This window comes from Pseudomonas arvensis (assembly GCF_056688935.1).
In genome coordinates, this window is the sequence record NZ_CP162038.1 from 2,770,730 (window position 1) to 2,784,623 (window position 13,894).

The 13,894-nt window shown below is 64.1% G+C and carries 11 protein-coding genes; 1 reads left to right on the forward strand and 10 read right to left on the reverse strand.

The window, feature by feature from the left end:
- Nucleotides 1-141 precede the first annotated feature (141 nt).
- The 5 genes from AB3G88_RS12350 to AB3G88_RS12370 are packed head-to-tail and all read right to left on the reverse strand — an operon-like array spanning nt 142 to nt 5,309.
- Nucleotides 142-657, reverse strand: coding sequence for a sterol desaturase family protein (locus AB3G88_RS12350; protein ID WP_099584257.1), 516 nt, complete (start codon nt 655-657; stop codon nt 142-144).
- Between the two features lie 38 nt (nt 658-695).
- Entirely contained in the window at nt 696-1,184 is a 489-nt protein-coding gene (locus tag AB3G88_RS12355; protein ID WP_099584258.1) for a response regulator, read from the reverse strand.
- Nucleotides 1,181-3,496, reverse strand: coding sequence for an ATP-binding protein (locus AB3G88_RS12360; RefSeq protein ID WP_480454187.1), 2,316 nt, complete (start codon nt 3,494-3,496; stop codon nt 1,181-1,183). Before AB3G88_RS12360 ends, AB3G88_RS12355 begins: the two co-directional genes overlap by 4 nt.
- The gene (locus AB3G88_RS12365) at nt 3,493-4,146 is read right to left on the reverse strand and encodes a response regulator (RefSeq protein WP_250925669.1); all 654 of its coding nucleotides are present in this window, start codon (nt 4,144-4,146) and stop codon (nt 3,493-3,495) included. Before AB3G88_RS12365 ends, AB3G88_RS12360 begins: the two co-directional genes overlap by 4 nt.
- Complete coding sequence (locus AB3G88_RS12370) at nt 4,143-5,309, reverse strand: sensor histidine kinase (RefSeq protein WP_099584261.1); 1,167 nt, start codon at nt 5,307-5,309, stop codon at nt 4,143-4,145. The genes AB3G88_RS12365 and AB3G88_RS12370 overlap by 4 nt, the downstream gene beginning before the upstream one ends.
- A 165-nt stretch (nt 5,310-5,474) precedes the next feature.
- Between AB3G88_RS12370 and AB3G88_RS12375 the strand changes: the two genes are divergently transcribed.
- Entirely contained in the window at nt 5,475-5,993 is a 519-nt protein-coding gene (locus AB3G88_RS12375) for an SgcJ/EcaC family oxidoreductase (RefSeq protein ID WP_099584262.1), read from the forward strand.
- A gap of 8 nt (nt 5,994-6,001) precedes the next feature.
- Here AB3G88_RS12375 and AB3G88_RS12380 read toward each other — a convergent pair whose 3' ends face one another.
- Genes AB3G88_RS12380 through AB3G88_RS12400 form a run of 5 tightly spaced genes read right to left on the reverse strand, consistent with a single transcriptional unit; the run spans nt 6,002 to nt 13,549 of the window.
- The gene (locus AB3G88_RS12380; RefSeq protein ID WP_480454188.1) at nt 6,002-7,627 is read right to left on the reverse strand and encodes a dipeptide ABC transporter ATP-binding protein; all 1,626 of its coding nucleotides are present in this window, start codon (nt 7,625-7,627) and stop codon (nt 6,002-6,004) included.
- A complete protein-coding gene (locus AB3G88_RS12385; protein ID WP_191958721.1) occupies nt 7,624-8,508 on the reverse strand; it encodes an ABC transporter permease in 885 nt (294 codons plus the stop codon). Before AB3G88_RS12385 ends, AB3G88_RS12380 begins: the two co-directional genes overlap by 4 nt.
- 3 nt (nt 8,509-8,511) lie before the next feature.
- Entirely contained in the window at nt 8,512-9,462 is a 951-nt protein-coding gene (locus tag AB3G88_RS12390; protein ID WP_112195172.1) for an ABC transporter permease, read from the reverse strand.
- On the reverse strand, nt 9,459-11,072 hold the full coding sequence (locus AB3G88_RS12395; protein ID WP_480454434.1) for an ABC transporter substrate-binding protein: 1,614 nt from the start codon (nt 11,070-11,072) through the stop codon (nt 9,459-9,461). Before AB3G88_RS12395 ends, AB3G88_RS12390 begins: the two co-directional genes overlap by 4 nt.
- 44 nt (nt 11,073-11,116) lie before the next feature.
- On the reverse strand, nt 11,117-13,549 hold the full coding sequence (locus tag AB3G88_RS12400; RefSeq protein WP_480454190.1) for a TonB-dependent receptor plug domain-containing protein: 2,433 nt from the start codon (nt 13,547-13,549) through the stop codon (nt 11,117-11,119).
- Nucleotides 13,550-13,894 lie beyond the last annotated feature (345 nt).

A 13,894-nucleotide genomic window follows, 5' to 3' on the forward strand; every position in this document is an offset into this window, starting at 1 on the left:
ATCAGGCGCCAGGAGACAGTGGGTCCGTCATGGACTCTTCAATGCGCCTCCTGGCACGGGCTAGAGCGTAGATAAGGTTGAGAACGCAGGTGTACGCAGCGCTAGATTTATTCGTGATAAAAACAATAGCTCAGCGGCGGTTCAGGCACGGTCTGCGCGAATATACGTGCGAAACACATGGTCCCACAGCGGCGAAGACACGCCGAAGTTCTTCTCGATGCCTTTGCGATGATGCAGATCGTGATTGGCCACCAACCCTGGAATAAACCCATAGGCCCAATGCGCTGGCCGGTGCATCACGTAGTGCACCGAGATGTAATAGAAGTAGCCCGTGACCGCTCCGACAAACGCCGAGGTCAGGCCGGTGTACCAGGCCAGCAGCAGCAACGCCGCAAAGGTGGAACTGGTTTTCCAGCTCGATACACCGATATAGGCCAGCACATCCACATGGTGGGTCCAGTGCTCGTGGCGATACAGCGAATGGAACAGAAAGCGATGCGCCGAATACTCCACCAGTGTCCAGGCCAGCAGGCCCGCGAGCAGTTGCAGCGGCTCAAGCGGCGCCAGGCAGAGCGCCAGGCCGACAAACAGGGGGACGGTGAAAAAATCCAGGTAATACGCGACTGACGACATCAGCCATTTGTTTGAAGCCGCCATGTGCGGATCGTCCTTGAAGTGCATGAACCGAGGGGAAGTCAAGCCGGGTTGTCCCCGGCGGCGGGCAGAGTGCCCGTTGCCTGGCGCCTTTGCAACAACTCGATGTGCTCGGCGGGCACCAGGGTGCGCAGGGTCTTGTAGAGCACTCGGGTTTCCAGCAGGTTCCACACCCGCAGCATGGTTTCCAGCGCGTCCAGCGGTTTGCTGATGAAGTCCCGGGCGCCCAGGGCCAGGGCGCGCAGGCGCGTATCGCGGGTGGCGTCGGCGGTCAGGACCAGGATCGGCAGGTATTCACCCTGGGGGATGCGCCGGTTGAGTTGTTCCAGCACCGCGAAGCCGTCGAATTGCGGCATGTGCAGGTCAAGAATCACCAGGTCCGGTTCGAAGCTGTTGAACAGCTCCAGGGTGCGCAGCGGCTGGGTGCTGCTCAGCACGTTGGTCAGCCCTTCGCGGGCGAGCAGTTGCTCTACCAGGTCCAGGTTCGGGCGTTGGTCGTCGATGATCAGAATGCGCAGGTCGAGGTTCACATGGGCTCCATAAAAGACTGGTCGAGGTGGGCGAGAAACGCGGGCACGTTGATCGGCTTGTTCAACACGGCGGTTGCGCCTGCCGCCTGCAAGGCCTGGCGGGTAAGGTCGCTGGCGTCGGCGGTGATCATCAGCACCGGGGTGTCACGGGTGATCGGCGATTGACGCAAGCGTTGCAGCACCTTCACGCCGTCGAGGTCCGGCAAGCACACATCCAGCAGAATCAACTGCGGCGCGTGCTGCGCGGCCAGGTCCAGGCCCAGTTGGCCTTGCATGCTCGACAGCAGTTTTATCCCCGGTCGGCGTTGCAGCAGGGTTTCGATCAGCGCCAGGCTGGAGAGGTTGTCTTCGATGCACAAGACCTTGCCCAGGTGCGCGCAGGCCGTGGGGGCAGGGCGCGGCGCCTGCGTGTCGATAACGGGCGTGGCGATGCGCTGCAATGGCGCCACGCGCGTGAACGGCAGTTCCAAGGTGAAGCGTGAGCCAATGCCGGCCTGGCTCTGCACGTTGAGGTGGCCGTCCATGTTTTCCAGCAGGCTTTTGCTCAGGGCCAGGCCCAGGCCGCTGCCTTCCACATTCGGGTCGGCGCCCAGGCGCTCGAACGGTTTGAACAGTTGCCCCATATGGTCCGCCGCAATGCCGTGGCCGGTATCACACACCGACACGCCGATACGCGGGCCATCAACGACGACTTCGATGCTGACCTCGCCATCGCGCGCGTTGTATTTGATTGCATTGGACAGCAGGTTCAGCAGCACCTGTGTGAGGCGTTGGCGGTCGGCCACGATGCCCACGTCCGCTGCCAAGTCCGGTAATGGCTGCAATCGAATGCCGGCGTCGGCAGCCATCGGCGAGACCAGCGACAGCGCCTCTTGCAAGACCTCCGCCAGCGGGATCGGCGCGATATTCAACGCCAGGCTTCCTGACTCGATCTTGGCGATGTCCAGCACTTCGTTGATCAGCGTCAGCAGATGCTGGCCGGCGCGCAGGATATGCCCGACGTCGGCCTTTTGCGCCTTGGGCGCGTCCATGTCCAGCAACTGCGCGAAGCCTAGGATCGAGTTGAGTGGGGTGCGCAGTTCGTGGCTCATGCGCGACAGAAACTCGCTTTTGGCGCGGCTGGCGCGCTCGGCTTCCTCACGGGCCTTGCGCAGGGCGATTTCCGCAGCGCGGCGGTCAGTGATGTCGCGGGTGATCTTCGAAAAGCCGCGCAAGGCGCCGGTGCCGTCGTACTGGGCGGTGATCACCACGCTGGCCCAGAACCGCGTGCCGTCCTGGCGGCAGCGCCAGCCTTCTTCGGTGTAATCGCCATTGAGGGTGGCTTCGCGCAGCGCCATGTCCGGGTGCTGCGGGCATTCCTCGGGCAAGTAGAACACCGAGAAATGCTGGCCGATGATTTCCTGCTCGGTATAGCCCTTGATCCGCTCGGCGCCGTTGTTCCAACTGGTGACATGGCCCGCCGTGTCGAGGGCGAAGATCCCGTAGTCCTTGACCCCGTCAATGATCAGCCGCAGGCGTTCTTCGTTGTCACGCAAGGCGCGCTCGCGTTCGGCCAGCAGCAACCCGGCTTCCACCAGGCTGGTGCCCAACTGGCCGATTTCATCGTGTTCCGGCGGTTGCGGCAGCAGGGGCGAGCCCAACGCCAGGCGCTGGGCATTGCGCTGTACATTCTGCACTCGCGCCACAATGCCCTTGGACAGGAACAGCACCGCAACAATCGCCCCAAACAGCCCGCAGATCGCCGCCAGCCAGGTGGACAGCAGCAACCGTTGACGGGTTTCGGCCGCCGCAGCGCTGCGCTCGGCCAGCAACGATTCCTCCAGGGTGAGCATGGTGCTGATGTGTTGGCGCAAGGCATCGAGGATGTGTTTGTTGCTGATCAGGATGGTACTGATCGATTGCGGTGTGGCGTCGCGGTCCTTGAGCATCTCTTCCAGGCCGTCGACCTTGCCTTCGATCAGCGGCTTGATGGCGCTCAGTTGCTCACGCACCCGTGGATCACGCACGTTGCGGTCGAGCCGGCGCAGGGCGGACTCGATCTGTGGCCCGGCGTTGAGGTAGCTGGGCAGGAAGTCTTCACGGTGCGTGAGCAGGTAGCCGCGCACACTGGCGGCGGCTTCTGCGAGCAGGGTGTGCACGGCCTGGATATCGCCTTGCACGCGCAACACGCGGCGCACGTCTTCTTCGGCGCGGGCGGTCTGGCGTTCGGTGGTGTAGATCAGCACCAGGGACAGCAACAGCACCACCAGCGGCAGCGAGATCACCACCAGCGCCTTGCCCCGCAGCGGCAGGTCAGCCCAACGCCGCTTCATGGTGACGTCACCAGGCCCAGGGCGATGCCGCGCACGGCAGCCTGGGTCCGATCAGCCGCGCCGAGCTTGCCGATCACGCGTTCCACATGGGCCTTGGCGGTGCCGGTGGTGATCCCCAACTGTTCGCCGATGGCGCGGTTGCTCATGCCGTTGGCCACCAGGCCCAGTACCTGGCGCTCGCGGGGGGTGAGGTTTTCGCTGGGGGCTGCGCCGCTGGCCTGGCGTTCGGTCATGCGGCGCAACAGCCGCGCGCTGACCGCCGTGTTGAGCGCTTCGCCGCCGGCGCCCACCTGTTGCAGGGCGTCGATCACCTCGGCCCGGCTGGCGTCCTTGAGCAAGTAGCCGACGGCGCCGGCATTCATCGCCGCTTCCAGGTATTCGGGGCTGTCGTCCATGGTGAACATCACCACCTTCACCGCCGGCAGGCGCTCTTGCAGCAAACGCGCGGCGCCCAAGCCGTTGAGCCCGGGCATGCGGATGTCGAGGATGACGATGTCCGGCAGCAGCTGTTCGCACAGCTCGACCGCTTGCAGCCCATCGCTGGCTTGACCGACCACCTCGAACTGCGCAAGGCCGGCCAGCAGCGAGACAAAACCGGTGCGCGTGACTTCATGATCGTCTGCCAGCACGAGACGCAGGACGTGGGTCATTGAGGGGTTCCAGGCAAATGGGCCGGCACGCGGGCGTGCAGTTGGGTACCGCTGTGGGCTGCGCTGACGCAGGTGAAACTACCGCCCAGCAGGCTGGCGCGCTCCTGCATGGTCGCGAGGCCCAGGTGCTGGGCGTCATCGCGCAATGGCGCGCAAGTGAAGCCTTTGCCATTGTCGTCCACGCGCAGGGATGCCTGGCTGTCGTGCAACGCCAGGGTCAAGTGCACCCGGCTGGCGTGGGCATGCTTGAGGACATTGTTGATGGCTTCCTGGCCGATCCGGAACAGCGCGATCTCCACCTGGCTGGCCAGGCGCGTTTCACACTGCGCCTGCCACACCACGCTGATGCCCGCGTCGCGCAGGCGGTCGGCTTCCTTGTCGAGGGCTTTGAACAGGCCGAAATCATCCAGCACCGTGGGGCGCAGGCCGGCGATCAATTGCCGGCCTTCACCGACGCAGTGCTGCGCCAGGGTGAGGATCGCCTGCAAATCGGCGGCGAGTGCGTCAGGCAGTGCGGGGCAGCGGCCGGCAAAGCCTTGCAGTCGCTGGTGCAAACCCGCGAGCGTCTGTGCCAGTCCATCGTGCAGGTCGTAGGCCACGCGTTTGCGCTCGTCCTCCTGGGCGCGGAACAGGCGGTTGACCAGGTCGGACAGGGTCTTGTCGCGGGTTTTGAGGGTGGTCAACAGCCGATCGTTTTCCAGGTGCGCAGCCAGCAGGGTGGCGAGCAGTTGCAGGGATTCGCTGTCTTCGTGCTCCGGCGCCCGCAGGCTGACGCTGTTGCCCAGCACCAGCAGGCCAAAAGCCTGGCCGTCACTGCCACACAATGGCACTTGCAGCACGCTGTGCGGCTGTTCCTGCCAGCGTGGTGCGCGCAGGTCGCGGTCGGCGAGGGCCGCCAGGCCGTTCAGGCGCGCCGGGCTGCCATGGCTTGCCGTGGTGTGGACGGCCCCTTCGGCGTCCCATTCCTGCAGCAGGCCGTGGTCCATCGCAAGAAACGCGCAGGCGCGCACGAGCACGCGTTCGCGCATGGCGTCGGGGGCCAGTTGGCTCAGTTCCTGTCCGGTATCCACCAACAGCCGCAGCCGCGCCGTGCGGCTTTGCGATTGGCGCAAATGCGCGCGCATGGCCAAGGCGCTGCCGGGGTCATGGGGCAGGTTATGCATGGGTGATGCTCCAGCGATGCAGGGAGGGCGGGGCGTCTATTAAACATGGTTAAACGCCTTGGCGGCTATCTGCCAAATGGCATAGGTAAATGACTCCGATTGGCCGATGGCGCGCCATGCTCGGTTTGGCAAAGTGGGCTCAACGAACACCACTGGAGTCTCCCCATGCAATTCAAGCCCGCAGCAATCGCCCTGATGTTTGCCTTGAGCGTTCCGTTTGTTCAGGCCGCTGAAACGTCACCCTATGTCTACCGCGAGGTGGCCCAGGCGCCCGCCAATGTGAAGGACCGGGAGATTGCCGGTTTGTTCGACCGCTGGAACAGCGCCCTGCAGACCGGCAACGTCACGTCGGTGGTCGACCTCTATGCGCCGGGCGCGGTGTTGCAGCCGACCGTGTCCAACCAGGTGCGCACCACGCCGGACCAGATCAAGGACTACTTCGATCACTTCCTGGCGCTCAAGCCGGTCGGCCAGATCAACTACCGTGAAATCCGCCAACTGGGCACTAACGTGGCCATGGACAGCGGGGTCTACACCTTCACCCTGACTGACGCGAAGGGTAAGGTCAGCCAGGTGCAGGCGCGGTACACCTTCGTTTATGAGCAGGTGGGTGGGCAGTGGAAGATTCTGAATCATCACTCTTCGGCGATGCCTGAGGTGCAGGTCAAGCACGCCAAGCAGTGAGGCGTTGATTACGCCGCCGTTGCGCTGAGCAGTTGGCCAGGGATGGCCGCAATCAGTTCGCGGGTGTACGCGGTGGCCGGGCGGTTGAAAATCTGCTCCACCGAACCCTGTTCCACCACGCGGCCATTACGCAGCACCAGCACCTCATGGGCGAAGTTGGCGACCACCGACAAGTCATGGGACACCAGCACATAGGCAATGCCCATGTCCCGTTGCAGTTCTTTCAGCAGGTCGAGAATGTGTGCCTGCACCGACACATCCAGTGCGCTGACCGGTTCGTCCAGCAGCAGCAGGTCGGGTTTCAACGCCAGGGCGCGGGCGATGGCCACACGTTGGCACTGCCCGCCGGACAGCTCGCGGGGCAAGCGGTCGAGGAAACTCACCGGCAAGTGCACGCGGCTGATCAACGCCCGCGCCGCCTGCTCCAGCGCCGCGCCCTTGAGCAAACCGAACGACACCAGCGGTTCGACAATGCTGTCGAACACCGTAAAACGCGGGTCGAGGGCGGCGAAGGGGTTTTGCTGCACCAATTGCAGGCGCTGGCGCAATGGGCGGAAGTCGCGCCAACTGAGGTCAGTGACGTCTTGCTGTTCGAACCTCACCCGGCCCTGGCTTGGCTTCTCCAGGCCGAGGGCGATGCGCAGCGCGGTGCTCTTGCCCGAGCCGGACTCGCCGACGATAGCCAGGGTCTGGCCGGGGTAGACCTCCAGGTTGAGACCCTCCAGGGCCAGGAAGGTCGACGCCTCGCCCTTGACCTTGGGCAGGGCGAACGTCTTGCCGACGTTGTGCAGGCTCAGGATCGGCTGGCGCCCCAGGTCGAGGTTGAGCAAGGGTTCGCGACGCCTGGCGAAGGCGGGCGCGGCGGCGATCAGGGCGCGGGTGTAGTCGTGGCTGGGCTGGGCCAGGATCTGCTTTGGCGGGCCTTGTTCCACCAGCTCGCCGTGCTGCATCACCAGGATGCGGTCGGCGCGGTCAGTGGCTACGCCGAGGTCGTGGGTGATGATCAGCAGCGAAATGCCGCGCTCGCTGACCAGTCGTTGCAGGTGATCGAGGATCTTGCGCTGCACGGTCACGTCGAGGGCGCTGGTGGGTTCGTCGGCGATGATCAGGCGCGGGTTACCGGCCAGGGCGATGGCGATCAGCACGCGCTGGCGCATGCCGCCGGAGAGTTCATGGGGATACTGACGCGCACGCAGTACCGGTTTGTCGATCCCCACCTGTTGCAGCAACTCGACAATATCCGCATCGACGCCGGGGTAGCGCTTGCCCTTGGCCAGGATCAACGCCTCGGCAATCTGCTGGCCGACGCGCAGGGTGGGGTTGAGGCTGACCATCGGGTCCTGGGGCACCAGGCCGATGGTGCGGCCGCGCAGGCTGCGTTTCTGGCGTTCGCTGGCGTGGGTCAGGTTCTGGCCGTCGACCCACAGTTGCCCGGCGCTGATCTGCGCGTTGTCCGGCAGCAGGCCCAGAATGGTGTTGGCCAGGGTGGATTTGCCCGAGCCGGACTCGCCGACAATCGCCACGGTTTCGCCCTGCGCCAGGGAAAACGACAGCGAACGCACCGCCGGATTGACCTGGCCGCTGGCGCGGTAATCGACACTGAGTTGGCGTACATCGATCAAAAGCGCGCTCATCGCTGGATCTCCTCAAAGGTGCGGGCGATATGGTTGAGGCTGAACACCACCGCCACCAGGAACAGGCCGGGCAGCAAGGACACCCACGGTGCGGTGATCAGGAAGTGCCGGCCGTTGGCGATCAGGGTGCCCCATTCCGCCGCCGGTGGCGCGGCGCCGAAACCGAGGAAACTCAAGCCTGCGGTGGCGAGGATTGCCGCGCCGAAATCCAGGGTAGCCAGTACCGCCACCGGGCCCCAGGCATTCGGCAGGATGTGTCGCAGCAAGGTGCGGCCCCAACTGGCACCGCCCAGGCGTGCTGCTTCTACATAGGGCAGGGTTTTCACCCGCAGTACTTCGGCGCGGGTGGTGCGGGCAAAGCCCGGAATAATGCCGATGCCCACCGCGATGGCCACCGGCACGGTGCCAAAACCGATGGCCGTGACGATCGCCAGGGCCAGCAGCAGGCCAGGCAGGGCGAGCAGCACATCGACCACGCGCATGATCACCGCATCGAGACGGCCACCGGCAAACCCGGACAAGATGCCCAGCCCGAGTCCGCCCACCAGTGCGATCCCCACCGCCAGCGAGGCTGCCAGCACCGACAGGCTCGCGCCGTAGACCACGCGGGTAAACAGGTCGCGGCCCAGTTCATCGGTGCCGAACCAGTGGTTCAGGTTAGGCGCAGTGAGCTTGGCGGCGGGGGCGGTGGCGTATGGGTCGAAGCTGCTCAGCAGGTGCGGTGCCACGGCGGCGACCAGCGAGAACAGCACCACCAGCACCGCCAGGCTGAACCCCGGCCGGCGCAACAAGGGCAGCAGGGTCGCCGTGGCGCGTTGCCAGGGGCTGCGGCGGCGCCAGAGGGTTTCACTGCGCACGCGTTTGTGGGTAAGCGTCGTCATGGTCTAGGACACCTTGGGCGTGTGGGAGATGCGCGGGTCGAGCCACGGGTAAAGCAGGTCCACCAGCAGGTTCACCAGGACAAAGGCCGCCGCCGACACGGCAACGATGGCCAGCACCACTGGAATGTCCTGGCGCAGCACGGCTTCCTGGGCCAGGCGGCCGATGCCGGAGCGGGCGAAGATGGTTTCCACCAGCACGGCGCCGGACACGGTATTGCCCACCTGCAAACCGATCAGCGTAAGGATGGGCAGCGCGGCATTCCTGAACCCATGGCGGGCCTGCACCTGGCCTCGGCTCAGGCCTTTGGCGTAGGCGGTGACGATATAGGCTTCTTTCCACACGCCCTGAAAACTGCGTTGCAGCACCTGGGCGTACACCGCCGCACTGGGGATCGCCAGGGTGATCGCTGGCAATACCAGGCTTTCGAAGCCCCGGCTGCCGGTGGCGGGAAACCAACCCAGGCCAAACGCAAACACCTGGATCAGCAGCAAACCCATCCAGAACACCGGCACCGAAAAGCCCAGGGACGGCAAGCGCGCCAGGGCTTTTTTCAACGGTTGCCAGCGGATATACGCGGTGAGGTACGCCAGGCCGATGCCGCCCAGCAGCGACAGCACAATCGCCAGCCCCGCCAGGGACAGCGTCTGGGGCAGGCGTTCGGCGAGCAACTCGGCCACCGGGCGGTTGAGCGACAGTGACAGGCCGAAGTCACCGTGCAACGCGCCCAGCAGCAGGTCGATATATTGCTCGAACAGGCCTTTATCCAGCCCGTAATAGGCCCGCGCCTTGGCCAGGTCTTCCACCGACAGCGCGTCGGCTTCCATGCCGGACGCACTGAGCATGATCGACAAAGTGTCGCCCGGCAGCAGGTAGAGGATGAAGTAAGTGATGCTGTAGGCACCCCAAAGCACCAGCAGCGCCTGGCCGACCCGGCCGATCAGGTAGCGGCTCATGGTGCATCGACCTCGATATCACCCAACAGCGCAAAGCCTTCGGCGGTCCAGCGGAAGTTTTTCACTTTGGACGAGGTCGCCGCCTGCCACACGCGCTCGTAGACCGGGAACGCCGAGCCTTCATCCACCAACAGGTCTTGCAGGGCGCCGTAGGCGGCTGCACGTTGCTGGCTTTGGGTGGCGGTGATGCCGGCGTCGAACAGGCCCTTGGCGGTGTCCAGTACCGCCGGTTCGTAGAGGTTGGTGGCCAGGGTTGAGCTGTTGGCGGTGCGCGGATCGAGGATGGTCTGCAGGATGATCGGGTCGGCGCGCGTCATGTAGTTGATGGTCAGGTCATAGTTACCGGCGGAGTTGTTGGCGACCCACTCGGCGCGGGTGACCACGCTGAGCTTCAACTCGATGCCGACCTTGCGCAGTTGATCCTGGATCAGCACGTCGCCTGCGGTTTCAGCCGGGCTGATGTTGTAGCTCAGGCTCAGGCGCTTGCCGTTTTTGCTGCGGTAACCGTCGGCGCCCTTGGCCCAGCCTGCCTGATCCAACAGGCGCTCCGCGCCCGCCGCGTCATACACCAGCTTGGCCCCCTGGCTCTTGAAGTAAGGCGTGGTCACGTCATAGATGCCGTCCACCACCGGGAATTCAGCGTTGTACACGGTGCTGGCGTAGCTCTTGCGGTCGATGGCTTTTTGCAGGGCCAGGCGTACCTGTTTGTCGCCCAGGGCGCGGCCGTCACGGGTGTTGGGATACAGGTTCAACGCCGGCCCCGGCAGCGAACGGCTCTGGATGGTCGCGCCCTTGGACTGGAACAGCTTCAGGTCGACCTCGGAGAACGGGTTGCGCGGCCACAGGATGTCGGCCTTGCCTTGCAGGAACAGACCGTTGCGCACGCTTTCTTCGGGGATGTAGGTGACGTCCACCGCATCCAGGTGCGCTTCGCCCTGGTTTTTCATATTCGCCGAGGCCCAGGCGTAACCCTTGCGCTTGGTCAGGTGCGCGCCGACTTCCGGGGTGTAGCTGGCCAGCACGAACGGGCCGGTGCCGATGATCTTGCCCAGCGAGCGTTCCTTGGCGCTGAGCGCATAAGAGGCGGGCGCCAGGATCGACAGGTTGGTGGTGGACGTGGCTTGCAGGAACCCGGCGTTGGGTTTGGCCAGCACCAGTTTGACGGTCAGGTCATCCACCACTTCGGCATGGTCGAACCCCGCCAGATAGGTGGCGCCGAAGGTGGCTGGCAACTCGGCGGCCAGCGCCTTGTTGCTGTCGAAGGCGGTTTTGACCGCCACGGCATTGAAGCGCTCGCCATTGCTGAAGGTGACGTTATCGCGCAGGTGAAAGGTATAGGTGAGCGCGTCGTCACTGACTTCCCAGCGTTTGGCCAGCCAGGGAATGATCTTGCCGGTTTGCGGGTCCTGGTCGGTCAGCGACTCGGCGACATTGCGCAGCAACACCCGGTGTTCCAGCCAATAGACCTGGAATGGGTCGACGCTGACCAGCGTGGTGTTGTCGCCAAAGAAGGCGATATTCAGGGTCTTGCCGACCTGGCTGTCACTGCCCGAAGGCGAGCAGGCGGCCAGGCTCAATGCCAGGGCGCAAGGGGCCAATAGACGGCTCATCAAGTTGGAGGTGTTCAATGGGATGCCCTCGTATGGCGATTGGCTTAGAAGTCGTAGGCCAGCTTGGTGTACCAGTAGCCGCCGCCGGGGTAGAACGGCGGGTTGCCGTAGGGCGCCAGGCCCAGGTTGCTGTAGACGGCGTGCCGGTCGGGGCGCACGTCGAAGATGTTGGTGCCGCCGATGCTCACGGTGATCTGGTCGACGAAGGTGTAGCTGACGTCCAGGTCGGTGATCCATTTGGCGCCGAAGCTGCGGTCGCCCGTGGGGTTGACCGCCAGCGTCTTGACCGCGCCGTAGCGGCTGGTTTGCAGGTTGACTGCGAGGTCCTCGACCTTCCAGTTGGCGCCCAGGATCCATTTGGTCGTGGGCGACGCTTCGGTCAGGTCGCCTTCGCGGTCGCGGCCCACCAGGGTCACGCCGGAATTGGCCAGCGCATTCGGTGTGTCGCGGGTGCCTTCGATGGTGGTCTTGTTCCAGTTGAAACCCAGGCTCCAGCGCACTTCGCCCCAGGTATCCAGCGGTGTGGTGTGGTCGGCGACCACGTCCAGGCCACGGGTGCGGGTATCGAAGGCGTTGGTGTAATAGTTGACCCAGGTGCCCGAGGGCACGCCTTGGCCGGTGAGGATGCCGTTGATCACGCCGTTGCCCTGGTCGTAGATATTGCTGGTCAGGGCGATGCGGTCGTCGATGTCGATCAGGTAGGCATCGGCGGTGATGCTGGTGCGCGGTGCCGGTTGCCAGGTGAGGCCCAGCCCGAGGTTGCGCGATTTTTCCGGCTTGAGGTCATCACCGCCCAACGCCTTGGCCAGGTTGCTGCCCGACGGCGTCAGGCGGGTGACGGCGGGTACCACATTGCCGTTCACGTCGGTGGACACGCGGTTGTCGGCCACGGTGTAGCCGATCTGGGTCAGTGACGGCGCACGGAAACCGCTGCCGACAGTGCCGCGCACGGCCACGCTGTCGGTGAGTTCGTAGCGCGAGTTCACTTTCAGGCCGACAGTGTTGCCGGAGTCGTCGTCGTAATGTTCGACCCGCCCGGCGACGTCGAGAAACCAGCGTTCGGTCAGGTCGAAGCCCAGGTCCAGGTAGCCGGCGTAGTTGTTGCGGATCAGGCTGACTTCGTCTTCCGGACGAATCGTCACCGCCGCCTGGGCACCCGATGCCGCCGGGTACGAACCGGTGATATAGGCCTCGGGGTCGCCGGCGAAGGTGCTGAAGTGCTCCCAGCGATGTTCCAGTCCGGCCGACACCTGCACCGGCGAAGTCAGGTTGAACAGGCTGTCGTAGCGGCGGGTGAAATCCAGGTTGTTGACCCACTGCTCGAAGCGGAAGGTCGCCAGGTTGTCGAATTTGGTCGGTGACGCGGTGCCCAGGGACGGGTTGATGTTGAGGTCGCTGGAGTGGTGCACATTGTTGCGCCCGTAGGTAGTGCTCAGGTCCCAGTTCCATTCGGCTGCCTGGCCCTTGCCGCCGAACAGCAGTTGATAATCGCGGTCCTTGATGTTGTTCAACGGGTAGTAACCGTCGGGGAACACCTCGGGCACGGCGGCCCGGCCGGTCGGCAGGCGGAAGTAGTTGGCGGCCTCGGCGTCTCGCTCGCCGTAGGTGGAGAATGAGTACAGGGTCAGGTCTTCCAGGGGCAGTTCGGCGTTATAGGCCAGGTTGAAGGCCTTGAGGTCGGGGTCGCCGTTCTTGATCGCTACGCGGTCCCAGGCGGCTTCCCTGGCCGGATCGTTGAAGGCCCTGACGCTGCCGTCGGCCTTGTCGTTCCACGACGCTTCGCCACGTTTGCGTGCATCCGCCGACAGGTGGAAAAAGCCGCCATCGCCCAGTGTGAAGCCCTGGTCGCCGGCCACCTTGATGGTCTCGCCCTGGCCGGAGAACAACTGGCCGTAACTGGTTTCCAGGTGACCGCCGCTGCTGCCGGTCTTGAGGATGATGTTGATCACACCCGCCACCGCATCGGACCCGTACTGGGCCGCTGCGCTGTCTTTGAGCACTTCGATATGGTCCACCGAGCTGACCGGGATTAAGTCGATGTCCACTGCATTCGCACCGCTGTTGTCGATGGACCCGCGCTGGCCTGTGGCGCCGTTGTGGCGGCGTTTGCCGTTGACCAGCACCAGCGTGTAGGCGGGGCCGAGGCTGCGGTTGCTCAGCGGGCGGGTCACCGAGTTGTAGCCGGCGATGTTGGTGCCGAAGTTGAAGGACGGCAGCAATTTGGCAATCGCTTCGGACAGCTCGGCGCGGCCGGTCTTGAGCAGTTGCTCGCTGTTGATCACATCAATCGGCGCCGGGCTGTCGGCCACGGTGCGCGCCTGACCACGCAGGCCGGTGGAAATCACGGTGACGGTACCGAGCCTGGCGTCTTGCGTAGCGGTTTCGGCGAAGGAGGGCGCCGCAGCGAGCAGCAGCGAACTGGTCAGCAGTGACAGGTGGAAGTGCTTGAGGGGCAGCGGGGCGGCGAGGTCTGGCATGTCGAGATCGGTCCATTTAGCCTTTTACAGGCTCCTGGTGGTCGGGGGTACGTCCTCCGCCAGGTATGGGGTCGGTCTGTGAAGTGAAGATATTCCTATAAAAAACCCGAGGGAAAGTCTTTTTTGGAATAAGCTAATTATTAGATATTGTTATTATGTGATTTATTAAGATCATCTATTTTTATGATGTTTTGCGCTGGTGCCGGCCGCCACGCTCAACGAGAGCAATCCGCTTGCGCCATGTAGCCACCCGCGAAAAAAGACAACAGAACGCAGATGTTTGCGCTCAGTTAATATATGACCCATCGCCACGAATACTGGCTTCAATCGCGGCCAAGCCTTCCC

What these genes read in the sequence shown, in the direction of transcription:
- AB3G88_RS12400 (WP_480454190.1), bottom strand. Translation starts at nt 13,549, where the DNA reads ATGCCAGACCTCGCCGCCCCGCTGCCCCTCAAGCACTTCCACCTGTCA.
- AB3G88_RS12385 (WP_191958721.1), bottom strand. Translation starts at nt 8,508, where the DNA reads ATGACGACGCTTACCCACAAACGCGTGCGCAGTGAAACCCTCTGGCGC.
- AB3G88_RS12380 (WP_480454188.1), bottom strand. Translation starts at nt 7,627, where the DNA reads ATGAGCGCGCTTTTGATCGATGTACGCCAACTCAGTGTCGATTACCGC.
- AB3G88_RS12360 (WP_480454187.1), bottom strand. Translation starts at nt 3,496, where the DNA reads ATGAAGCGGCGTTGGGCTGACCTGCCGCTGCGGGGCAAGGCGCTGGTG.
- AB3G88_RS12350 (WP_099584257.1), bottom strand. Translation starts at nt 657, where the DNA reads ATGGCGGCTTCAAACAAATGGCTGATGTCGTCAGTCGCGTATTACCTG.
- AB3G88_RS12390 (WP_112195172.1), bottom strand. Translation starts at nt 9,462, where the DNA reads ATGAGCCGCTACCTGATCGGCCGGGTCGGCCAGGCGCTGCTGGTGCTT.
- AB3G88_RS12375 (WP_099584262.1), top strand. Translation starts at nt 5,475, where the DNA reads ATGCAATTCAAGCCCGCAGCAATCGCCCTGATGTTTGCCTTGAGCGTT.
- AB3G88_RS12395 (WP_480454434.1), bottom strand. Translation starts at nt 11,072, where the DNA reads ATGAGCCGTCTATTGGCCCCTTGCGCCCTGGCATTGAGCCTGGCCGCC.
- AB3G88_RS12370 (WP_099584261.1), bottom strand. Translation starts at nt 5,309, where the DNA reads ATGCATAACCTGCCCCATGACCCCGGCAGCGCCTTGGCCATGCGCGCG.
- AB3G88_RS12365 (WP_250925669.1), bottom strand. Translation starts at nt 4,146, where the DNA reads ATGACCCACGTCCTGCGTCTCGTGCTGGCAGACGATCATGAAGTCACG.